Here is a 23,387-nt window from a genome sequence, read left to right as displayed (position 1 = left end):
GTGTTTTTACGAGGTGCTCCACAACTGTAACAAAACGTTCAAAATTTCAGCAGTGCGTTCATCTAATATTTTTCTTTTTAAAGAGTCATTTAAATGCTCTAACGGAACAGACGGTGTCACAATGATTTTGCCTAACGCATCCTTACTATTCCAATTTTCGTCAGACGTGAGCAGTACAACATGCGGAAATTCTGATATAAGCTCTTCCCGCAGGTCCTTAAGTCCTTGAACGGTTTTTTCATTTCTATCAACATATGTATAAGGGGGCAGTAAATATACCCGTCCCTTTAACTGCCTTTCTAGTTCATCTGACAGAAGCTGTGTGAATTCTCCTTTCTCTGCCGTTATTTTGAAATGCACACCTACTTTTATGTTAATTAGCGGAATGACAGCGGTATCAATGTAATCTTTAGCTTGTAAATAGTCCTTGGCATCAGTGATTCTCCACCTCATCGTTCTCCCCCTTTACAACAACAAGCCTTGCAATACGCTGCAAGGCTGGTCATATTATGTGAGCTGATTCAATTGGCGCGATAATTGTTCAAATGCTTCTTTATCATGACGATCTAGCGCGTCGTCAATGTCTTTTAATAATTTTTCTCTTTGGAATGTGGAAATAGCGTGCTCTAAAATTTGTTCAGCCAACCCCTGATCTTTTTTGTTCTCAAACAGATCCTTCGGAATATGAGGGTTAGACTCCAGCACCGCCGCATACTCAGGTGAGCTGTAAGCTGAACGGAAATTAAGCTGGATAAACAAATCCTGCTGTTTATTTAATCTAATATCATGAAAAGATTTTTCCGCGTCGGTTGTCATGACATTCTCTTTATAGAACCGAAACGGAACTTCTTCAACACAATGTGTTGACATTATAATGCCTCTCGGGCAAAATTCTGCCTGCTCCACAAAATGAACCTTCTCCATGAGAGAATCATGGCTCATTAAGTAGTTCAAGATCCAAACGCACTCTCGGCGCTTTAACTGATAATGGTTTAAAAACCAACGGATAAAATCCTTTTTCTCATTGACAGAAACAGGGGTCTGCATGTAATTCCCTCCTCTATCGTTCGTATAATCTATATACTTATATGTTCCACACGAATGGTGAATATTCCTTCTTATCTAGAAAATTCATCCTCGATTCGCAAAATCGTTTCTTCCAGCTCTTCATTGGCTCCGTCAATTTCGAGAACCTTTTTCAAAAGCGGCAGTGCTTCTTTTTGAAGTCCTTCTTCTAATAGGAAGCTTGCGTATTCATATAAGAAATCTCTGTCCTCACGGTAGTGAAGAAAGGCAGCCTCAAAGGATTGTTTTGCTTCCTCGTATTGCTCTAATTCGGTATATGCGCTCGCAAGATACCAATTGTATTTCGGATCTTCTTCCCCGTAGCCGCGCACCTCTTGAATAAGATCAATGATCTGTTCATAATCCTCTTCTTTATGATACACGGCAAGAAGTGTATGAAGTGCCTCAACGAAGCCCGGATCAAGCGCAAGCGCCTCCTGAAGCAGCTTTTTCCCATCTTCTGACTTCCCGATTTTCAAGGCCATTTTTGCGGCATAGAGGAAAAGCTCTTTGTTATATTCATCATATCTGATACCCTCTTTTGCCGTTTTTAATGCCTCTTCATACATTCCTTCAGCTTCATAACTTTCCGATAGCGGCATATAAAGTGAAGAATAAGATGGATCAAGCTCCTTTAAATCAGACAGCTGCTTAATAGCTGTTTTAACAAGCCCCGCCTGTAGGGCTGTAAACCCATAGCCGAAAATCGTATTAGGATCAGGATTCTCATCAACAGCTTTCTCGTACCACGGAATGGCATCCTCAAATTCACCTGAGGCACTTAACGATTCTGCCAGTCTTTGATGGACATTAACGCCTCCGATCTCACTCTGCTCCTCAGCCGTTGTTTTAAAATATTGAACCGCTTTTGCATAAGCTCCCTGAGTAAAATAAAGTTCGCCCAGCGCAAAATCAATAACGGGTTCATTGTCCAGAATGGACTTTGCCTGTAAAAGCTTTTGCTCACTGACTTCGAATAACCCCTGCATTTGATAAAGATCCGCCATAAGCAGCAAACTTTCCGGGTATGATGGATCTGTTTCCGGAATGGTTTCCAGCACAGCAAGGGCTTTTTCTTCTTCGTCAATATCTATTAAAAGTTCAGCGTAAAAATTCGTCAGTTCTGTTTCATTTGGATATAAATCATGTAAATCACTGATCAGTGAAATTGCTTTTTCTACATTGCCCCACTCGTAATAAAGCTGGGCAGCGATGGCTTTATCTTCATCATGGAGCTGTTTTTCAGCCTTCGAGAGAGTGTTGAGGCCTTTTTCTGTTTCACCTGCTTCAACTAATTTTATGGCTTCTTGAATCAATGTATTCAAATCGGACCGGTCCTTTCTTTTCCTATACAACATCAACCATACAAAAAAGCTTTATTTGTTCGGGTTAATCTTATCATAATTCAGACGAATGTCCCCGGCAAATAAGATGCTTGCTGTACGGCAGGGAATTATTGAGTCTTATTAGTTTACCAAAAGATCTTGAGATAGAAAATGAAAAAAGGAAGATCGCCCTCTGTACAGTAAAGCAGCTCTATGACCTGCCGGCTTGTAAGTAAAGCGCATCCCCCCTTTTCGTTTTTCTTTTCCCTCTTAAGACAAGCTATGTTTTTTTCCCTTGAATTATGATTCTTACAGTCAATCTGCACAACAAATCCTGAAGCAAGAACTTCAGGATTTGTTTGAAAGCTTATTTAAATGCTCGAAGAAGGTTGGATAAGAAACATGAATGGCATCTGTCTGCTCGATTTCAATTGGCTCCTCCGTTATACAGGAAGCGATACCAAGCATCATTCCGATCCGATGATCTCCATGGCTGGACACTGTTGCGCCGCCTTTCAGTGTTTGTTTGCCATAAACCTTCATTCCATCTGCTGTCGGTTCAATCTCAGCACCCAGCTTACGAAGCTCGGAAACCACGGTGTCAATGCGGTTTGTTTCTTTTACTTTAAGCTCTGCCGCATCCTTAATAACGGTAGTTCCTTCCGCCTGAGTTGCAAGAAGCGCGATGATAGGGATTTCATCAATTAAACGCGGAATGATATCTCCTCCGATTTCAACCGCTTTTAGAGATGACGTTTCTATGACCAAATCTCCATAAGGCTCTGCACTGTCGGCAGCAGACGGTTTGATTTCAAGTTTTGCCCCCATGTTTTGAAGGACGTCAATGATACCTGTCCGAGTCGGATTTAAACCTACGTTTTTCAATACAATCTTGCTGTTTGGAACAATTGCGCCCGCAGCAAGGAAAAAAGCCGCTGAAGAAATGTCTCCAGGAACAAAAACATCTGCAGCTTCCAGTTTCTGGCCTCCTGCAATGGAAACACTCGTTTGATCTTCAGAAAGTTTAACGCCAAATGCAGAAAGCATCCGCTCAGTATGGTTCCGAGATTTATGAGGCTCTGTGACGGTTGTTGTGCCCTCAGCCTGTAATCCGGCCAGTAAAACAGCAGATTTAATTTGCGCGCTTGCAACAGGTGATACATAATCAATTCCTTTTAATGAAGAGCCGCTCACTGACAGCGGTGTAAATTCTCCGCCGGCTCTGCCGTCGATTTTAGCCCCCATTTGTTTCAAAGGCTCAGTGACACGTTTCATCGGGCGCTTCGCAATGCTCTCATCTCCAGCTACCGCGCTGTAAAATGGACGGCCCGCCAAAATGCCGAGCATCAGGCGAATCGTTGTACCTGAATTTCCGACATCTAAAAGGCTTTCTGGCTCGCTCAAGGAATCGATTCCTTTTCCGTGAATCACTACATCGCTGCCGTTTTGCTCAATTTCAACACCCATTTTTCTAAAGCAATCAATCGTGCTCAGACAATCCGCACCCGGCAGAAAGTTTTTAACAGTTGTTGTGCCTTTCGCTAGTGCACCGAACATGACGGAGCGGTGTGAAATGGATTTATCACCAGGAATGTGTATTTCTCCGTTTAAGGCCTGCACCTTTTCTCTTTTCATTATTTTCCACCTCAATCAGCATAAAAAGTTTCATATTCCGCCCGGGCTTCAATGCATTGTTCAGCCCGTTTGCGGTCGTCATCAGACTGAAAACTGATTCTTAGAATCCCGTTAATATCTTCTCGTGTTTCAATAATGCGGATATTCGTGATACTGATGCGCTCCGCAGCTAAGATAGCCGTTATCTCGGAAATCACACCCGGATGATCGGGAACATCCACGTATAAATCATAAAATGCAGGTATCGCGCCCTTCTGCCGAAGCGGCAGCCCGTCGCGATAATCCTTGGCCGTTTTAAAATAACGAAATAGATTTTCCGCATCTTCTTGTTCTACATATGTCCTAATCTTCTCGATTTCACGAATCCACTCATCAAAACGGTCCAAAATTTTATCTTTATTATGTAATAGAATATCCCGCCACATTGCCGGGCTGCTTGATGCAATCCTTGTAATATCCCTGAACCCGCCGGCAGCAAAACGCTTAACAAGCGGATAAAGCTCTTCCGAATGATGGGTTTGGTGAACAAGGCTTGCTGCGACAATATGCGGAAAATGACTGATCACGCTTGTAACGCCATCATGCTCTTCTGGTGACATTTCCACAAAATGGGCATTCGTCCCCTCCAGCAGGCTTTTTAACTGCTCTACCGCTTGTCTGTCCGTTTTATGGCCTGGCGTTAAAATATAAAATGCATTTTCAAACAGGAACTCCTTCGCAGCGGCCACTCCTGATTTGTGTGAACCTGCCATCGGATGCCCTCCGACAAATTGATAGCGGCTAGGCAGCACTTTGTCTGCGTAATGAACCACTTTTTGCTTTGTGCTTCCTACGTCGGTAATCAAAAGCTTATGTTCAATTCCTGAATGAGCCAGCTCATCAAGCATAAGCAGCGTTTGTGCGACAGGCGTCGCAATGATCACTGTAGCCGCCTCTTTCGCACCGCTAATAAACGAATCAGCACGCTCGTCTATCACACCTAATTTTAAAGCGGCAACCACCTGTTCATCAGAGATGTCGATTCCGATAATCCGTTTGCCGGGATGCTTTTTTTTGATCGCTAACGCAATCGAACCGCCTATCAATCCGAGACCGGCGAGCAATATTGTATCTTTGATTTGGTTCATATGTCATCACCTGATTTATAGACTAAAGAGGTGATATTTGATCACCTCTTACAAAATTTCAGCTAAAATTGCAAGAATTTCTTCATTTTGCTCTTTTGTTCCGATCGTAATCCGGAGTGATGTCGGGAAACCTAATGCATTTCCCGACCGGACAATATAGCCTTTTTCCAGCAGAGCCTGAAACAGTTCATCGGCCGGACGATTAAAGTCAATTAACACAAAGTTTGTCTGTGAAGGGTAGCACTTTAAACCATGAGTCTTCGCAAAATCATAATATTGCTGAAGGCCTGCTTTATTTTGCTCGACGCAGGAAGCAATAAACGCTTGATCATCAAGCGCTGCGATCGCAGCAGCCTGGCCTAGACGGCTCGTGTTAAACGGCTCTCTTGCCGGCTCAATCTGGCGAATCAGGTTCTCGTCAGCAATTCCGTATCCGACTCTGAGCGCAGCCAGACCGTAAGCCTTTGAAAATGTCCGTAATATCATCAAATTGGAATACTTGTTTAAGAGCGGCACAGTCTCCGGGTAATCCTCTGCTGTTACATATTCATAATATGCTTCGTCTAGAACAACGAGGACACGAGATGGAACGCGCTCCAGAAATGCGAGTAATTCCCCTTCTGATGTATAAGTGCCTGTCGGGTTATTTGGGCTGCATATCCAAACGACTTGTGTCTGTTCGTCAATCGCTTCAAGCATGGCGTCTAAATTATGTGAGCCGTCGGGCCGAAGTGCGATTTCACGAACTTCAGCACCTTCAATGACCGCATTATGTTTATATTGCGGAAAAGTCGGAGCAGCAGTAATCGTGTTCGTTTTATCGTTTAAAAATGCCCGGCAGATGATCTGAATGATTTCATCTGAACCATTTCCGAAAATAAGTGATGTTTCGCTGACATTGAGGTGCTCACTGAGCCTTGTGCGCAAAGCGGCGCTATATCCGTCTGGATAAAGCGCAAGCTGTTGAATCTCATGATGAAGCGCCTCTTTTGCAGCTTCTGAACAGCCGTATGGATTCTCGTTTGAAGCAAGCTTCACAACTTTATCCAAGCCATATTCTGATTTCACTGCTTCAATTGGCTTTCCAGGCTGATAAGGCTTCAGCTGTTTTAAATGTTCTTTGATACGCAAATCCAGTCACCTCATTTTAAACTGTACAAGCCGCCAAACGCCGTTGCGTAATCTTCAAACTCCTGCAGCGCTTGATCTCTCGTTTCAGCACTGATGAGCCGGTCCTTTAATTCTTCTATTTTTCTGACGAGCGCACTTCCCACTACGACACCGTCACAAATTTCATTCATCTTCATGACCTGTTCGCGGTTTGATATACCGAACCCTACAGCAACCGGCACAGCGCTAAGATCCTTCACTGTCCGGATGAACGGATACACGGATGAATTGAACTCATTGCGGACACCGGTCACACCTAGAGAAGATACACAGTAGACGAAGCCCTCGGCTTGTTCAATAATGGTTTTCAAACGGCTTTCGCTTGTCGGCGCAACCAAAGAAATATACGTCACCTCATGGTTTTTGCATTCGGCTTGAAGGCTGGCGCTTTCTTCTAATGGCAGATCCGGAACAAGCAGACCGTCAATATGATTTTTCCGCAGTAAAGCGAAAAAGTATTCTTTGTTTAATTGTAACACAGGATTATAATACGTAAAGAGGATAATCGGAATATTCACTCCGTTTTTTTTCATTTCTCCGCCTAATTCGATTGCCTTTACGATATTCATTCCATTATTAAGCGCCCGCTTCGAAGCCCGTTGGATCACCGGACCGTCTGCAAGCGGGTCTGAGTATGCAACACCCAGCTCCAGTGCCGTGGCACCCGCTTTTTGGAGAGACTTCGCCAGTTCAACTGAAACCTCAGGCAATGGATCGCCCGCCGTAATAAACGGGACAAACAATTTTTCTGACGCTTGAAGGTCTAATTTAAACATGCGCTTTCACCTCTTCTTCCAATACATTCATTAATGTGTTGACATCCTTATCTCCCCGTCCTGATAAACAGACGAGAATCATTTGATCGCGATCCATCTCTTTAGCAAGTTGGAATGCTTTCGCTAACGCATGGGCAGATTCGATTGCCGGCAAAATCCCCTCTTTTTCTGACAAGAGTTTTAATGCATCCACCGCTTCTTCATCTGTGATACTGTCATAAGTGACTCGGCCGCTCTTATGCAAATAAGCGTGCTCTGGACCGATTCCTGGATAGTCAAGTCCTGCTGAAATGGAGTAAGGCTCAATAATTTGCCCGAACTCATCTTGAATGAGATAAGTCAATGAACCGTGAATGACACCTACGGTTCCTTTCGAAATAGTAGCGGCATGAAGAGGGGTATCAATTCCTTTTCCCGCTGCTTCAGCACCGATGAGTTCAACATCTTCATCTAAAAACGCCTGAAACATGCCCATCGCATTGCTTCCTCCGCCTACACACGCCACCACCTTATCTGGCAGAGCGCCTTCAAAGCGTTTCAGCTGATTCTTCGCCTCCTCACCGATCATTTTTTGAAATTCACGGACGACCTGCGGATAAGGGTGCGGTCCGACAACTGATCCGATCATGTAAAAATGATCCTCACAATGCTGAACCCAGTATCGGATCGCCTCATTTGTGGCATCCTTCAATGTGCCGTTTCCGCTTGTTACAGGCACAACCTCCGCTCCAAGAAGCTTCATTCGGAAAACGTTAAGAGACTGGCGGGCAACGTCTTCCTCGCCCATAAATACAGTGCAGGAAAAGCCGAATTTAGCTGCGACTGTCGCAGCGGCAACGCCGTGCTGCCCGGCGCCAGTTTCAGCAATGATTTTCGTTTTGCCCATTTTTTTAGCAAGCAGCGCTTGGCCTAGTGCATTATTGATTTTATGAGAACCTGTGTGGTTTAAATCTTCTCGTTTCAAATAGATTTTTGCACCGCCTAAGTATTCAGTGACTCGATCAGCGTATGTTAATGCAGTAGGTCTGCCGGAATAGTCATTTAACAGCTTGTAATATTCGTCACGAAAAGCGGGATCATCCTTGATCTCTTTAAATGCAGTTTCAATTTCTTCTAATGGCTGCATGAGTGTTTCCGGAACAAATTTTCCGCCAAAATCGCCGTATCTTCCTATTTCATTCGGGTATGGATACATATCGGTTCATCCTTTCTTCTAAAAGCCTCATCAGATTTTGATCTTTTTGTCCGTTTTTTTCGATTCCGCTGGCAAGGTCAATTCCTATCGGCTGCCATTTCAATAGGTCTGTGATGGTGTCCGGATTCACGCCGCCTGCGATAAAGCAGCGTTTGCCCGCAGCCGCCTGCTGATATTCCGGCACACAGTCCCAAGAAAAAGCAACACCAGTGCCGCCTCTTTGCCCTTTTACAGATGAATCAATCACAAAGCCGTCCACATCATCTTTAAAACGGGCTATTTCTTGAATTGTGTTCTCATGATGGTGAAGCGCCTTCCATATTTCGCAACCTGTCATGCGAAGAGCATCGGCATCTGCCGGTACCTCATCTCCGTGAAGCTGAATGACGTCGAGATTCAAGTCTTCGGCAATGCGTGACATTGTCTCTATCGATTCATTAACAAAAACACCCGCAACCTGTTTTTCGACATGAACTTGACTCAGCCACTTTTTCACATTTTGCGGAGATACTTTCCGTTTGCTTTCAGCAAAAATAAAGCCCAGATAATCAGCCTGTGAATCCGCTGCAAGCTGCAAATCCTGCAGTGACCGTATGCCGCAATATTTTAATGCCGGTTTCTTCACATCCTCACTCCCCAAACAAAGCATGGATTGCTTTTTGCTGTGACGTTTGTCTCATCAATGATTCACCGATAAGCACAGCTCGTGCACCCTGTTCTTTGACAAATGTTAAATGTTCTAAAGAACCGATTCCGCTTTCGCTGACAAGCAGGGATTCTTTCGGAACGAGAGATGCGATTTGTTCTGTCTGCTTAATAGATGTTTCAAATGTTTTTAGGTTTCGGTTGTTTATGCCGAGAATATCAGGCGTGAACACTTTCAATATTTGTTCTAGCGTGGATGCATCGTGAACTTCCACTAACACATCCATCTCCTTTTCGCCTGCTTCAAGATATAATTCATGAAGATGTAAGGGATCAAGCACCTCGCCGATTAACAGTATGGCATCCGCTCCGATTCTTTTCGATTCCTCCACTTGAAGAGAATCAATAATAAAATCTTTTCTGAGTACAGGAATTGATACAGCACGTTTTACGTCTGATAAATAGCTGTTTTTCCCTTGAAAAAACGGGGTGTCTGTTAATACGGAAAGCGCATCTGCCTGCGCAGTTTCATAGTCTTTTGCAATCTGTACAGGGACAAAATCCTCTTTAATAAGCCCTTTTGACGGTGACGCTTTCTTTACTTCGGCAATCAATCCGATAAACCGATTCGGACTTGCCAGCGCCTTTTTAAATGAACGTTTTTCGAAAGGCTGCTCTTCCGGCAGTACCAGTGTTTTTACTTCTTCTTTCTTTTGTTTGATGATATTTTCAAGCATAGATCTCTTCCTCTTTCTGCTTTAGTCGTTCAAGCTGCGCGGCAGCGCCTCCGCTTGTAATCGTCTCTAACGCGAGCTCCGTACCTTCCTTCAGTGAGGCGGTTATCCCCGCCGTATATATCGCAGCCCCTGCATTAAAAGCAGTAATAGATAAAGCGGAACTGCTACTTTTATTTTCAAAAATATTCTGAATGAGACAGGCACTCTCTTTCGGTGACTGCACTTGTAAATCTTCAATTCTGCCATTTGTAAAACCGAAATCTTCGGGTGAAACGGTGTATTCCCGGCGCTCTCCGTCCTTTAATTCAATCACATCAGTCGGTGCCGTAATTGAAAGCTCATCTAAACCGTCGCGGCTGGATACGAACAGGACGTGCTTCGGCTGAAACATCTCCAGTGCACTTGCCATCAGTCCCGCTTTTTCAGCGGAATAGACCCCGATTACCTGACGCTTCGCCTGCAAAGGATTGCTGAGCGGTCCGAGCAGATTAAATACCGTTCTGAAACCTAGATCTTTTCTAGTACCCGCTACATGTTTCATAGACGAATGATAAAGCGGCGCAAAAAGAAATCCCATGTTGTTTGTTTCAATGCTGCTTTTGACCTTTTCGGGAGTAGTTTGAATTGGAACCTCTAGCTCCTCTAAAACATCAGCGCTTCCGCTTTTAGAAGAGACAGAGCGATTGCCGTGCTTAGCAATTTTCGCACCGGCTGCTGAGGCAACAATTGCAGATGCCGTTGAGATATTAAAAGTGGAAATACCGTCTCCTCCGGTTCCGCATGTATCTACAACATCAGGAAGTCCATCTACTGTAAGAGCGTGCGCCCGCATCGCCTTCACAAAGCCCGAAAGCTCTTCTGGCGTCTCTCCCCGATGAGCAAGAATAGACAATATACCGCCCATTTCAGAAGGAGTCATTTCCGCTGTCATCATCATATTCATCAGCGCTTCTGCCTCACTGGCTGTGAGTGTTTTTCCATCAACGCACAATTGTAGAAATTTGTTCATCAGCTTTATCCTCCTTGCTATGGAACATGTCTTCTGCAATATGAATCGTTTTCAGCAGCGCACCGGCTTTATTACAGCTTTCTTCGTATTCGGCTTCCGGAACAGAATCCGCAACAATACCAGCACCTGCTTGTATCGACGCAACACCGTCCTTCACGCTCATAGTGCGAATCGTAATACAAGAGTCGATATTACCGTCAAATCCGATGTAGGCGATGCAGCCTCCGTATGTCTCTCTCGGTGTTGGCTCCAGCTCTTGCAAAAGCTGCATGGCACGGATTTTTGGTGCGCCTGTTAACGTTCCCGCCGGGAAAGCAGACATCAGTGCATCGACAGGATGAACCTCTTCTTTCAATCGGCCTGTAACCACCGAGATAATGTGCATGACATGCGAAAAGGAGACGATTTTTGTGAACTCCGGCACAGATACAGATCCATACTCTGCTACTCTGCCGATATCGTTCCGGGCAAGGTCAACGAGCATGTAGTGCTCTGCTTTTTCTTTTTCATCCTTCATTAGCTCAACTTTGAGTTTTTCATCTTCCTCTTTGTCTGCGCCCCGTTTTCTCGTTCCGGCAATCGGATGGATTTCCAAGTGCCCGTCCTGAACGTGGATTAACCGTTCCGGAGAGCTGCCGACTATTTCTCTGTCTTGGAGTTTCATATAGTACATATACGGAGAAGGATTGACGATCCGCAGCACTCGGTATAACTCAAAGGCATCTGCTGTTATCGGAATCTCAAATTTTTGTGACAAAACGCCTTGGAAGATATCGCCCGCTTTTATATATTCTTTGATTTTTTCTACATCAGCCATAAAAGCCGATTTTTCATAATTAGAAGAGACAGTCTCAAAGCTGGGCGTCTTATATGAATCAGCAGAGAGAAACAGCTCTTTTATGTTTTTTTGATCCATCATTTTTTCAATGAGATCTTGGAGCTCTTGATGATTTTGATGAAACACATCGACTTTTTCGTTTTCAGTTTCCTGTCCATTGAGTCTTGCATATTGGATAAAGTGGACATTTTTGGTTTCATGATCATACGCAATTATCGTCCGGCAAACAAACAGCATACACTTTTCCATTCCCGTTTCTTTTGTATGCGGAGGAACAGTAGGCTCAATCAGCGGGATCATATCATAGCTTAAATACCCAACAGCTCCGCCGACAAAAGGAATGCCAAGCTTTGGCGTTTTGATTTTGCATGTGGAATTCATCCAGTTCAGAACTTCTTTGAGTTCATCTCCTGTGTAAAGAGCTCTGCCGTCCTGATCTGCAGCTGTAAAACGACCCTGCTCTTCTTTAATCGTGAGAAATGGATTCAAGCCGACAAACGAATATCTCGACCAATTAGAAGTATCATCCTTGCTTTCAAGAAGATACGTAATCTCCCTGTCGAGCTTCTCTATCATTTGAATGGGTGTCAGCGTATCGACTGTGAAGGTCTCCACAATCGGGATGGTGTGGTTGGACAAGCTGTCCTGTAAAAATGCAGAAATGTTTGATTGGAAATTCATTGCTCTCACTCCTTATGGCAAGGAGAATGAGAAGATGGCATGAGAGGATAAACTATTATATAACAAATAAACCCAAAAGAAAGGCTTCCTTTGGGTAGAATAAACATACATGTCTCAGCTCAACTAAACTCATTCTCTGCTACCCTATTCTCTAACTCAACTCATTCAATGCTTTATACACACTCTTGTGTATTTCTAAGCTGTTCCTATCGTATTACAATTCAGTATTTTTTGTCAATGATAAATCGGGTCTTAATACGACGGCTTTTTCTAAATATACATGTCTGATCTGATCCTGAGGAACATCTGTCTGGACGGTCATCATGACTCTTATGCACTTTTTTAGACCGCCGGTTACGTCCATTTCCTGCATACAAGTTACCGGCACGTACTGCCATCCTGAAAGCTCACGAACAGCTTTTGCCGGGAAAACGGAGTGCAAATCAGGTGTCGCCGAAAGAAGCATTTGAACAACATCTTCGGGCTTTGTTTTGTTTTCTTCTATGATTTTCTCTAACAGCTGTTTTGTTTTTTGTAAAATTTCTTCTTCAGTATCCCATTCAACTGTAGTTGCTCCGCGAATTCCGCGAATCATCATGATGTCTCCTCCAATCGCCATTTGTTCAGCCAGCTCTCAAGTTCATTTCTGGAAAATGTGTGATCAGCAACTTTTCCTAATTCGTTGAGCACGATAAACTGAATCTTCCCGCCGCGGGTCTTCTTATCATTCATCATACGGTCTAAAAGAACCGAAGTTTCCGTCTCTTTTTTGATTTGACTTGGATAGCCCAGGCTTTTTAGCCAGCTGACCAAACGTTTTCTGTCCATTTCACAGCCCACTGTCTTTTCGCTTACATATAAAGCAAACTGCATTCCGAGGGCTACGGCATCACCGTGAGTGATCTGTCCGTATCCATATTCCGCCTCAACGGCATGGCCGAGCGTATGTCCAAAGTTTAAGTAGGCTCTAATCCCCTCTTCTTTTTCATCCTGCTGAACGACAGACGCTTTAATTGAAATGCCTTTAAAAATCATGTCATTCAGCTGATCACTTGTGATATCGTGCAGTGAGCGGATACTCAGCAGCTCTTGCAGAAACGCTCTGTCATAGATAAAAGCGTGTTTAATCACTTCTGCCATTCCGGACCGAAGCTCTTTTTCGGGGAGAGAACGCAGAAAGTCTGTATCGTAGAGCACGGCTTTCGGCTGATAAAACGCACCGATTAGATTTTTTCCGAGCGGATGATTCACGGCTACTTTTCCTCCGACTGCGCTGTCATGCGCCAAAAGCGTCGTAGGCATTTGAATGAAATCAATGCCGCGCATAAAAGTAGCAGCCACAAAACCGGCAAGATCTCCTACAACACCGCCACCGAATGCGATGATGCATGAGGAGCGATCCATATGAAAACGAATCGCTTCACTCTGCAGTTTTGTGTACATGTCCATGGATTTCGCCTGCTCTCCGCTCGGCACCGTCACTTTTTTCACAGGCCATTTTTCTTGCAGCAAATGAAGCATTTCATCACCATACAGGCGATCCACCTCTTCATCCGTGACAAGCATAATCCGTGTTAAAGGCCTGTTTAGAGAGGTTAATAGTTCGCAAGCCTCTTGTCTGATGCCTTGCCCGATAAAAACAGGATACGACGAGGAAGCAGTTTGAACATGCAGTGTTCTCATTAAAATTCCCTCGACAGTTTTCTCATATTCTCCACATTTTCTCTAATGCGGTCGATTTGATCTAAACCGAATTGTTCAACGACTGCGTTCGCAATTTCCCATGCAACAGCAGCTTCAGCTACTACACTTGCCGCAGGCACTGCACAGCTGTCTGAACGTTCAATACTGGCAGAAAACGGTTCTTTCGTTTCAATATCCACACTCTTCAACGGTTTATATAAAGTCGGGATAGGCTTCATAACTCCGCGGACGACAATCGGCATTCCTGTCGTCATGCCGCCTTCCAGTCCTCCAAGTCTATTTGTAGCGCGAGTATAGCCCTTTTCCTCGTCCCAAATGATCTCGTCATGGACTTCGCTTCCATTTCTGCCGGCCGCTTCAAAGCCGATGCCGAATTCCACACCTTTAAATGCGTTAATTGACAGCACTGCAGCAGCAAGCTTACTGTCCAGCTTGCGGTCATAATGGACGTAGCTGCCCACGCCTACCGGCATTCCCTCGACAATGACTTCTACAATTCCGCCGATGGAATCCCCGTTTGCCTTCGCTTCATCAATGGCAGCCATCATTTTTTTGCCTGCTTCTTCATCGTAGCATCTGACCGGAGACTCCTCCGTTACACGCTGCAGGTCTTCAATTGACGTATATTCCGTTTTTTCAGCTTTAACTGCACCAATCTGCAATACGTGGCCCGCTACCTTAATGCCAAGCTCAGAAAGAATTTTTTTAGCGACAGCCCCTGCTGCCACTCTGACAGTTGTTTCCCTTGCTGAAGAGCGCTCAAGCACATTTCTCATATCACGATGATTATATTTAATCGCACCGTTTAAATCAGCGTGACCAGGTCTCGGTCTGGAAATTTGGCGTTTCATTTCCTTTTCTTCATCTTCTGTAATCGGAGCTGCGCCCATGATTTTTGTCCAATGTTTCCAATCGTTGTTTTCTACAACGAGAGCAATTGGCGAACCGAGTGTGCGGGCATGGCGCACCCCGCTCATAATTTTGGCCTGATCTTTTTCGATTTGCATGCGGCGGCCGCGGCCGTGGCCTTTTTGGCGTCTGGCAAGCTCAAAATTGATATCTTCCTCCGTTATGTAAAGCCCGGCAGGCACACCTTCAATAATGGTTGTCAGTTGGGGGCCGTGTGATTCTCCGGCTGTTAAATATCTCATGACTTCTTCTCCCTTCATCGCATTAACGCTTTTAAGTAAAACTACTATAACATATTTTTCAGCAAAAAGTCAGTCTATCTTTTTTGATAAAAGAATGTATCGGCTGGAGCCAGGCCAAATTTCTCAGGATTAAAGATTTGCTCAGTGCTGCCGACAAAGAGAACTCCATTCTTTTTCAGGCTATGTGCCATTTTCAAATAAAGTTCTTCCTTCGCGCTTTCTGTAAAATAAATAAATACATTGCGGCACACGATTAAGTCAAAGTCTTGTTCATAACGATCAGCCAGCAGATTATGCTTTTTGAATGTAATATTTTTTTTGATTTCTGCTTTTACTTCATAGCTTCTATTTGCGTTTTGAGTAAAATAACGATCCTTCACAGATGATGGAACTTCCTGTAAAGACCGCTCCTGATAGATGCCATTTTTCGCTTTCTCCAATGCTTTTTCATCAATATCAGTCGCCAGAATCTGAAAGCCGGGAAGACTTTTTTGCTGATCCAAAAGCACGGCAAGCGTATAAGGCTCCTCACCCGTTGAGCAGGCGGCACTCCATATCTTTAAAGGCTTAGAGTGCTTGATTAACGGCAGAATAGCCGTCTCAAGAACTTCCCATCTTTTATAATTACGATAAAATTCTGAAACATTGATCGTCATTCTGTCCAATGTTTCATTTAAGAGAGCTTGATCCTTTTCCAATGCCGCCGCAAACTCCTTAAAGCTCTGATACCCCTTTTTCTCATAAAGCGACGTCAGCCTTCTTTTCATTTGTGCTTCTTTATATAATGTCAAATCGACTCCGGTTAATTGCTTCCATTTGGTTGTAAATACGCTGTATGTATCCATCTCTACTCTCCCAGTCTCGCTGTCTTTTTGTCCTAGTATAGCTTGTTTTATCAGGAAATTGTATTGTTTCAATAAAAAAATCAGCTTTTCAGCTGATTTTAGATTGTTGGGAAAGGCAGGAGTCTGATGCACACTGCCGTTTCACCCTTTATTCACTTTAATGTAAACCTTTACAAAACAGAATGAAAACCGGCGGCATTACATGGTGCCGGCTCTGTTACTTATTTTCATAATGATTAATAGATCCAGCCTGCCATGAGCTGTTGATATGATACTAATTCTTCATTCTTAAAGAAAATGTTAATCTCGCGTTCAGCACTTTCGAGAGAATCAGAGCCGTGGATGATGTTTTTCCCGACAAACATGCCATAATCTCCCCGAATCGTACCAGGCAAAGCTTCTTTTGGATTTGTCTTTCCGATCAGCTGTCTCGTCACTTCAATGACATTTTCGCCTTCCCAAACCATTGCGAATATAGGTCCTGAAGTAATAAACTCAACGAGCTCTCCGAAGAAAGGCTTCCCTTGATGTTCGGCGTAGTGTTTCTCAGCCATTTGTTCTGTCACTCTCATTAACTTGGCGCCAGCTAATTGTAAGCCCTTACGCTCGAATCTGGATAAAATATCACCAATGAGCTGACGTTGTACACCGTCTGGTTTCACCATGATAAAAGTCTTTTCCATCACATTCTCCACCCCATCATTATGTATGTATAGGCTTTCACACTGCACACCGAAATCGTAACATCTTTCTGATAATTAATCAATCCGGGGCGGAGAAATTTCTTAATATCTACAAAAATTAAAATTTTCTTTTACCGATATATTTTGCGATGGCCGCAAGAGACGAACGTGCACGTCCTCTCGGAAGCGTGTTTAATTTCTGGAAAGCTTTCTGCAGATACATTTCGCTTACTGCCATAGATGCTTCAATTGCATCTGTTTTTTTGATTTCTTCAATGATTGGTTCAAGCTGTTCCTGCGTAGTCTCGCTGTTAATCAATTTAAGCTGGTTTCTTAATGCTGGATTTTTCAGGGCATACAGGACTGGCAATGTGACATTCCCTTGAAGCAAATCTCCTCCAACAGGTTTGCCCAGCTCTTCTTCAGTTGAAGTAAAATCAAGAATATCATCAATAATTTGATAAGACATGCCGACGTAATACCCAAACCAATACAGCGCCTTATGAATCTTTTCATCAGCTCCGGACGCAATGGCACCGAGCTGGCAGCTGACTGCGATCAGGAGCGCCGTTTTTCTTTTGATGCGGCGGAGATACGTTCTGAGATTTTGTTCCATGTTGTATTTGTCTTTGATCTGCTCGATTTCCCCAAGACAAACTTCAACAATAGTCTGTGACAAAATCCTATGGGCTTTCGGTTCGTTAATTCTCGTCATCATTTCAAGTGATCCCGCAAGCATATAATCGCCTGTGTACATCGCAATGCGATTGTCCCACTTTGCTTTGATTGTCGGCTTCCCTCTGCGAAGCTCGGCATCGTCAATAACATCATCATGAACCAAAGATGCCATGTGAATCATTTCCAGAGTGACGGCGACATATTTAATCTTATTAATATCGTAATCGCCAAACATGCCGGAAAGCAGCACGAAAACAGGCCGAATGCGCTTCCCTCCTGCCTGCAGCAGATGAAGACCCGCCTCGCTTAAAAGCGGGTAATCGGAACGTACGGTTTGTTCAAGTTCTCTTTCGATTACATCAATATCGTCATTTAAAAAAGAGTAGGCCATTTTAAATTTCATATCATTCACCCAAACATCTGTGTTTTCATTTCCATCCGATATGCGTGGCAGCGACTCCGCCAGTAAACGAATGATATTTGACATTTTTCAAGCCCGCCTCTTCAAACAGGCCTGCCAGTTCCTTCATTCCAGGGAATTCTCTGGCTGATTCTTGAAGCCAAGAATATTCTTTATAGCTCTTCGCAAACAGTTTCCCGAAAAACGGCATAATATACTTAAAGTACATAAAGTAGGCCTGTCTGAATCCGAACATTTCCGGCTGGGACGTTTCCAGACATACGACCTGTCCGCCCGGCTTCACCACACGTCTCATCTCTTTCAGTACAGTCAAGTAATCAGGGACATTGCGGAGTCCGAAGCCAATCGTGACATAATCAAACGTATCATCATCAAAAGGAAGCTCCATCGCATTTCCGTGCAGCAGTTCAATTTGGCTGAATCCGCCGTTTTTTACTTTCTGCTGGCCGACACTCAGCATATTTTTACTGAAATCCAAGCCCTTGATCTCGCCGTTTTTGCCGGCTGCTTTTGCAAGAGCGATCGTCCAGTCAGCCGTTCCGCAGCAAACATCAAGTGCCTTGGCACCTTCTTTCACATCCATGATGCGCATCGTTTTTTCGCGCCATTTTTTATGCTGCTGAAAACTGATGACAGAGTTCATTTGGTCGTAGTTTTTAGATATTTTTTCAAATACTCCATGAACGCGCTGTTCTTTTGATTCCTGCATAATGGTTTACCCTTCTTCCACTTTCTGATGATAGGTTTGATCTTGGCTGATTGTCTTCAGACGGTTTAATAAAGCATGCTGAATAGGTGAATTTAGAGGCAAAAGTGACTCAATGCTGTTTTTCGCTTTTTTAAAACAATCTTCTAATATCTCTTCTTTTGTTTTTCCCAGCTGTATAAAACTGCCGATCACATCCAGAAATGTATCATTTCCGTTTATAAGCCGCTTAAATACAAAAAAATCACTCGACAGCTTTTTCCAGCGCGGGAGGTTGAAGTGTTCCGCCACCCGATGGAATAAAGCTGATTCAACGATGCCGACACTTTCGAAAAAATCGTGTTCATCCTTGAAAGAACGGTCATAGAGACGAATTTTATGTTCATTGATTTCTTTGATGGCTGTAGCAAGCGTCCGAATCATGTAGATATCCTTCATTTCAGATAACAAAGAGTAGTACAGCCCGCTGAAATAATCGCCTGCGAGAACAGTCAATTGGCGGTTTTTGTTTTCGTCTCGTTTTATGACTCTGGCTGTCGTCACTTCATCATGGGTATCAAGGGCGCTTTGTACAAGCATCGCTGTTACAATATAATTTTCTCTGTCGTTGTTTTTTATGTCGGCTTCCTCAAATAAAGCATGAAAAAGAAGAAGCTTATCCTCATCAATCTTTGGCGCAGAAATATGCTTCGCTAAATAAGGATGAGACAGCTTTTGTTTTAATTTCGTGTTCAGATTGGCTAAAGTTCCGTAGATGTCTTGCAAAAATATCACCCTTGTCCCCAAATTCACATTTATTTCTTAATCTATGTATGAGTTTTATCTTTTCATTCGCTTACGCAGGTATCATTATAGCATAAAAAAAAGAAATTGGCTGTATCCACCCGCTGTTTGCGAGCATTTGCGTTGAACAGCGGGAACAGCCAGCTTATTTTTTTTCGCTTTTCATTTCTCCGTATGCGGTTTGAATGAGTGCCTCTCCTCTGACTTTAATGGCAGAAGTATGCTCTGTAAACTGAGCGATGATTACTTCTCCCTTGTCGAGTTTTTCGGAATGGTGAAACTTTGTGTCTGTTCCTCTTGTCAGGCCGATCACATTCACTCCGTCCTCAACCGCTTTAATGACGACAAAATCACTTGAATGCTTTTCGTTCATTTATAGCACCCTCTATCTTTATTAGTCCTGGCGTTTAATATGTTCCAATACTTCAGCACGGGCAGCAGCATCATCTTTAAAAACGCCTCTGACTGCTGAAGTAACAGTTTTTGCACCCGGTTTTCTTACACCGCGCATCGTCATGCACATGTGTTCTGCTTCAACCACTACCATTACGCCGTGCGGGTCAAGCGTTTCTACGATGCTTTCCGCAATAGTAGAAGTGATGCGTTCCTGAAGCTGCGGGCGCTTTGCAACAGCTTCAACGGCACGTGCCAGTTTGCTGAGGCCTGTGACCTTTCCGCCTCGCGGTATATATGCAACGTGCGCTTTTCCATAAAAAGGAACAAGGTGATGCTCACACATAGAATGAAACGCGATATCTTTTACAAGAACAAGCTCCTCATGGTTTTCACCGAAGATAGTCTGGAAATGTTCTTTCGGATCTTCATTCAAGCCGGAGAATACTTCGGCGTACATCTTTGCGACTCTTTTCGGAGTATCAAGAAGCCCTTCTCTATTCGGGTCTTCTCCGATCGCTTCTAAAATTTGACGAACAGCTTGTTCGATTTGCTCTTTATTAACTTCTTTCATGTTCTATGTCCTCCACCAATGAATACATTTAATTTCGATTCTAGCACACATGCCCCGCTAAAAGCAAAGTGAATGCCCTGCCAGGAAGCCCATGCTCTTGAAATATGAAAAGCCCCTTAGAAAGGGGCTTTTCTGTGAAGAAATAAAGTGTATGTAAGCTAGATGCATACACGATCTATATTCACAATTATTTTCCGGCAACTGCGTCTTTAAGCGCTTTACCTGGTTTGAAAGCAGGTACTTTACTTGCTGGAATTTCGATTTCTTCACCTGTTTGAGGATTGCGTCCTTTACGTGCAGAACGTTCACGCACCTCGAAGTTACCAAAACCGATCAGTTGAATTTTATCACCGTTTTTAAGTGCATCTAAGATCGTATCAAAAACAGAGTCAACTGCTTTTGTAGCGTCTTTTTTAGACAATTCGCTTGCTTCTGCAACCGCATTGATAAGTTCTGTTTTGTTCATGCCTTTCACCTCCTCCCAAAAGGAATACATTCAGTTCGTTTATTATCATTTCTTCACAGTTCAGTCTGATTCTAAACCTGTCTCAGAAAAAAATCAGAGCAGGCAAGAAAGACAATTAAACGGCTTTTTACGAAAAACTGCACTCTGAGGAATGTTTGTCCAACAAAGTGAAGAATTTCTGTATGTAGAGTAACACATATAAAAAGCCATATCAAGCATTTTAAAGCGTCAATCCCTTGCTCGTCAAGGATTTAACGTGATTTACCGAACAAATATTCCTTTTTTTACTTTTTTCATCCTATTCTTTGATCCTTTTCCATTATTAAGAGCAAAGAAAAAAGACCTCCCATTCTATAAAGAGGTCTTGCGGTATTACAGGATGATGGCGATTAAGCCGCCTGAGCCTTCGTTTATAATTCTTTCTAACGTTTCTTTTAATTTGTACCGTGCGTTTTCAGGCATTAATGACAGCTTTGCCTGAATCCCTTCTCTCACAATTGAGCTCAGTGATCTTCCGAAGATATCGGAGTTCCAGATGGAGAGCGGATCATCCTCAAAGTCTTGCATCAAATAGCGTACAAGCTCTTCGCTTTGTTTTTCCGTTCCGATAATCGGCGCGAACTCGCTTTCGACGTCTACTTTGATCATATGGATCGACGGAGCGACAGCTTTCAGCCTCACACCGAATCGTGAGCCCTGCCGTATAATTTCCGGCTCATCGAGACTCATATCTGTTAAAGCAGGCGCTGCAATGCCGTATCCCGTCTGTTTCACCATTTTTAAGGCATCGGACACTTGATCATATTCTGTTTTCGCATGGGCGAAGTCCTGCATGAGCTCAAGCAGATGGTCTCTTCCTCTGATTTCAACGCCCACTACTTCTTTCAGGATTTGATCATATAATTGGTCCGGCGCGTACAAATCAATTTCAGCCACCCCTTGGCCCAGCTCGATTCCGGCTAACCCGGCACTTTCAATGAACTCAAACTCGCTGAATTGGCCGACAACCCTGTCTACATCCCTGAGACGCTTAATGTCCTTAACGGTTTCCTTCACGGATTCCTGATAGCTTTCACGCAGCCAATGGTTTTCTTTCAGCACCATTACCCAGCTTGGGAGATTGACATTCACTTCAAGCACCGGAAACTCGTAGAGGGCCTCTCTGAGCACATTCAGCACATCTGTTTCCCGCATGCTTTCCACGCTCATTGCCAATACCGGGATATCATATTTTTCGCTTAAATCCTGGCGCATGGCTTCTGTTTCCGGGTGATACGGCCTCACTGAGTTGATGACCATAATAAAGGGTTTGCCAACCTCTTTCAGCTCTTCAATAACTCTTTCTTCAGCCTCTATATAGTCACTTCTGGCGATATCCCCAATGGTGCCGTCTGTCGTAATGACAACTCCGATGGTCGAGTGTTCCTGAATGACTTTTCGTGTGCCGATTTCAGCAGCCTCATGAAATGGGATCGGTTCTTCGTACCAAGGCGTATTAATCATCCGCGGCCCGTTTTCATCTTCATATCCTTTTGCACCGGGAACTGTGTAACCTACACAATCTACTAATCTTATATTGACATCGAGTCCGTCTGACACATGAACAGACATCGCCTGATTCGGAACAAATTTAGGCTCTGTAGTCATAATCGTTTTGCCGGCTGCGCTTTGCGGCAGTTCATCCTGCGCACGTGCCCGGTCTGCTTCGTTACTGATATTCGGGAGCACCACAAGCTCCATAAATTTCTTAATAAACGTGGATTTTCCTGTACGGACAGCACCTACGACTCCTAAGTATATATCGCCTCCTGTTCGTTCAGCGATATCCTTGAAAATATCGACCTTTTCCAAGTGATCCCCTCCCGGACTTCCTATCCTTCTCAATTTTATTAAGCTCTTTCAATCAAACACAGGACACTATATGTGTATGACGTTGTCCTATTTCAATATGACATCTTTAGAAAATTTCCCATCCACAATCTATTAAAGTATAAAAAAACCTTTCTCCCTATTTGTATGCAAGGGAGAAAGGTTCATTCCTTTTTCATATCATTTTCTAAAAAAACAGGTTCCTGTTTGTCATTTACCGTATATTTCACAGAAAACGCGGGGACAAAGGGGGTTTCTTGCCAAATCATATCCTGGATTTCAGAACCGGGTTGAAACGTTTTTTTGCTTTTTTTGAGGCAAGAAGCCAGCTCATTCCGGTAATCGGCATATATTTCTCCGTCTCCATCAATCATAAGCGGCAAGGAATCCCCTGAGATTGGGCTTGTCACTGTAAGAGAGCTTCCATCCCCAAGCTTCTTCCCATCGAGTGTAAATAAATCACGTGATAGCACATCCTTGTAAGGCGGATATTGATGCTCCTGGCGATACATTTGGACGCGCAATTTCACATCGCGGATTTTTTCAGCCATCTTTAGATCAATCAATTTAACAGTCGGATCGTTCTCTACGTCAACAAGCACATATTGATAGTCTCCTCCGCTTTCATATGCCGTGCTTGGAGGTTCGGCTATATATCTCGGCGCTAAACGGTTAAAGTCTATCGGATACTTTTGATATAGCGGTGTCGACATATCTTTTGTTTGAATGGGAAGCAGCCCTCCATTAGCCTTTTGAAATTCATCAACAGCAGACTGAACTTGCTTTAGCTGGTCCTGATAAGGAATGGCATGTATACTGCTTTTCCGCTCATTCGGATATAAACACCCCGATAAAAACACGACTGCCGCAAAAATTATAGCGCACTTCAGTTTACCCATACAGCACTTCCT

At 43.7% G+C, this 23,387-nt stretch carries 25 protein-coding genes; all 25 read right to left on the bottom strand.

The features are described from left to right. Positions 1-6 precede the first annotated feature (6 nt). Positions 7-453: a YpiF family protein gene (locus tag CVV77_RS01660; RefSeq protein ID WP_100274484.1), complete on the bottom strand. Its 447-nt coding sequence runs from the start codon at positions 451-453 to the stop codon at positions 7-9. 54 nt (positions 454-507) lie between these two features. Further along, positions 508-1,047: a ReoY family proteolytic degradation factor gene (locus CVV77_RS01655; protein WP_003225551.1), complete on the bottom strand. Its 540-nt coding sequence runs from the start codon at positions 1,045-1,047 to the stop codon at positions 508-510. Between the two features lie 71 nt (positions 1,048-1,118). Continuing rightward, positions 1,119-2,390, bottom strand: a complete 1,272-nt coding sequence (locus CVV77_RS01650) for a tetratricopeptide repeat protein (RefSeq protein ID WP_100274483.1) — start codon at positions 2,388-2,390, stop codon at positions 1,119-1,121. Between the two features lie 348 nt (positions 2,391-2,738). Further along, positions 2,739-4,025, bottom strand: a complete 1,287-nt coding sequence (aroA, locus tag CVV77_RS01645) for a 3-phosphoshikimate 1-carboxyvinyltransferase (protein WP_100274482.1) — start codon at positions 4,023-4,025, stop codon at positions 2,739-2,741. 11 nt (positions 4,026-4,036) lie between these two features. Next, positions 4,037-5,152 (bottom strand): prephenate dehydrogenase, encoded by a 1,116-nt coding sequence (locus tag CVV77_RS01640; RefSeq protein WP_004398071.1) that lies wholly within the window; start codon positions 5,150-5,152, stop codon positions 4,037-4,039. A 48-nt stretch (positions 5,153-5,200) separates the two neighbouring features. Continuing rightward, positions 5,201-6,283, bottom strand: a complete 1,083-nt coding sequence (gene hisC, locus CVV77_RS01635; protein ID WP_100274481.1) for a histidinol-phosphate transaminase — start codon at positions 6,281-6,283, stop codon at positions 5,201-5,203. A gap of 11 nt (positions 6,284-6,294) precedes the next feature. Continuing rightward, positions 6,295-7,098, bottom strand: coding sequence for a tryptophan synthase subunit alpha (trpA, locus tag CVV77_RS01630; RefSeq protein WP_084992036.1), 804 nt, complete (start codon positions 7,096-7,098; stop codon positions 6,295-6,297). Beyond that, positions 7,091-8,293, bottom strand: coding sequence for a tryptophan synthase subunit beta (trpB, locus tag CVV77_RS01625; protein WP_100274480.1), 1,203 nt, complete (start codon positions 8,291-8,293; stop codon positions 7,091-7,093). Before trpB ends, trpA begins: the two co-directional genes overlap by 8 nt. Next, the gene (locus CVV77_RS01620) at positions 8,274-8,918 is read right to left on the bottom strand and encodes a phosphoribosylanthranilate isomerase (protein WP_100274479.1); all 645 of its coding nucleotides are present in this window, start codon (positions 8,916-8,918) and stop codon (positions 8,274-8,276) included. Before CVV77_RS01620 ends, trpB begins: the two co-directional genes overlap by 20 nt. 4 nt (positions 8,919-8,922) lie before the next feature. Further along, positions 8,923-9,675: an indole-3-glycerol phosphate synthase TrpC gene (trpC, locus tag CVV77_RS01615; RefSeq protein ID WP_100274478.1), complete on the bottom strand. Its 753-nt coding sequence runs from the start codon at positions 9,673-9,675 to the stop codon at positions 8,923-8,925. Continuing rightward, positions 9,668-10,684: an anthranilate phosphoribosyltransferase gene (gene trpD, locus CVV77_RS01610; protein WP_100274477.1), complete on the bottom strand. Its 1,017-nt coding sequence runs from the start codon at positions 10,682-10,684 to the stop codon at positions 9,668-9,670. The genes trpC and trpD overlap by 8 nt, the downstream gene beginning before the upstream one ends. Next, positions 10,656-12,203 (bottom strand): anthranilate synthase component I, encoded by a 1,548-nt coding sequence (trpE, locus tag CVV77_RS01605; RefSeq protein WP_100274476.1) that lies wholly within the window; start codon positions 12,201-12,203, stop codon positions 10,656-10,658. Before trpE ends, trpD begins: the two co-directional genes overlap by 29 nt. A gap of 214 nt (positions 12,204-12,417) precedes the next feature. Beyond that, the gene (gene aroH, locus CVV77_RS01600; protein ID WP_100274475.1) at positions 12,418-12,801 is read right to left on the bottom strand and encodes a chorismate mutase; all 384 of its coding nucleotides are present in this window, start codon (positions 12,799-12,801) and stop codon (positions 12,418-12,420) included. Beyond that, complete coding sequence (gene aroB / locus CVV77_RS01595) at positions 12,798-13,886, bottom strand: 3-dehydroquinate synthase (protein ID WP_100274474.1); 1,089 nt, start codon at positions 13,884-13,886, stop codon at positions 12,798-12,800. Before aroB ends, aroH begins: the two co-directional genes overlap by 4 nt. Continuing rightward, the gene (gene aroC, locus CVV77_RS01590) at positions 13,886-15,058 is read right to left on the bottom strand and encodes a chorismate synthase (RefSeq protein WP_004398727.1); all 1,173 of its coding nucleotides are present in this window, start codon (positions 15,056-15,058) and stop codon (positions 13,886-13,888) included. The genes aroB and aroC overlap by 1 nt, the downstream gene beginning before the upstream one ends. Before the next feature lie 74 nt (positions 15,059-15,132). Then, positions 15,133-15,903: a protein-glutamate O-methyltransferase CheR gene (gene cheR, locus CVV77_RS01585; protein ID WP_100274473.1), complete on the bottom strand. Its 771-nt coding sequence runs from the start codon at positions 15,901-15,903 to the stop codon at positions 15,133-15,135. A gap of 236 nt (positions 15,904-16,139) precedes the next feature. Further along, positions 16,140-16,589 carry a nucleoside-diphosphate kinase gene (gene ndk, locus CVV77_RS01580; RefSeq protein ID WP_100274472.1) on the bottom strand — a complete coding sequence of 150 codons (450 nt, stop codon included), beginning with the start codon at positions 16,587-16,589 and terminating at the stop codon, positions 16,140-16,142. Positions 16,590-16,704: 115 nt separating this feature from the next. Beyond that, positions 16,705-17,667: a heptaprenyl diphosphate synthase component II gene (gene hepT / locus CVV77_RS01575; RefSeq protein WP_004398107.1), complete on the bottom strand. Its 963-nt coding sequence runs from the start codon at positions 17,665-17,667 to the stop codon at positions 16,705-16,707. A gap of 25 nt (positions 17,668-17,692) precedes the next feature. After that, positions 17,693-18,394, bottom strand: coding sequence for a demethylmenaquinone methyltransferase (gene menG / locus CVV77_RS01570; RefSeq protein ID WP_004398109.1), 702 nt, complete (start codon positions 18,392-18,394; stop codon positions 17,693-17,695). Positions 18,395-18,400: 6 nt separating this feature from the next. Further along, the gene (hepS, locus tag CVV77_RS01565; protein ID WP_004398111.1) at positions 18,401-19,156 is read right to left on the bottom strand and encodes a heptaprenyl diphosphate synthase component 1; all 756 of its coding nucleotides are present in this window, start codon (positions 19,154-19,156) and stop codon (positions 18,401-18,403) included. A 163-nt stretch (positions 19,157-19,319) separates the two neighbouring features. Beyond that, positions 19,320-19,547, bottom strand: coding sequence for a trp RNA-binding attenuation protein MtrB (gene mtrB / locus CVV77_RS01560; protein ID WP_003225517.1), 228 nt, complete (start codon positions 19,545-19,547; stop codon positions 19,320-19,322). A 21-nt stretch (positions 19,548-19,568) separates the two neighbouring features. Next, a complete protein-coding gene (gene folE / locus CVV77_RS01555) occupies positions 19,569-20,141 on the bottom strand; it encodes a GTP cyclohydrolase I FolE (RefSeq protein WP_003225516.1) in 573 nt (190 codons plus the stop codon). A gap of 187 nt (positions 20,142-20,328) precedes the next feature. Continuing rightward, entirely contained in the window at positions 20,329-20,607 is a 279-nt protein-coding gene (hbs, locus tag CVV77_RS01550) for a non-specific DNA-binding protein Hbs (protein WP_003153447.1), read from the bottom strand. 372 nt (positions 20,608-20,979) lie between these two features. Then, on the bottom strand, positions 20,980-22,458 hold the full coding sequence (gene spoIVA / locus CVV77_RS01545) for a stage IV sporulation protein A (RefSeq protein WP_004398133.1): 1,479 nt from the start codon (positions 22,456-22,458) through the stop codon (positions 20,980-20,982). 182 nt (positions 22,459-22,640) lie between these two features. Then, positions 22,641-23,375: a hypothetical protein gene (locus CVV77_RS01540; RefSeq protein WP_100274471.1), complete on the bottom strand. Its 735-nt coding sequence runs from the start codon at positions 23,373-23,375 to the stop codon at positions 22,641-22,643. Positions 23,376-23,387: the final 12 nt, after the last annotated feature.

The organism is Bacillus sp. SN1, from assembly GCF_002796895.1.
Lineage (GTDB): Bacteria > Bacillota > Bacilli > Bacillales > Bacillaceae > Bacillus > Bacillus inaquosorum.
This window is presented reverse-complemented; position numbering and strand designations above follow the sequence as displayed.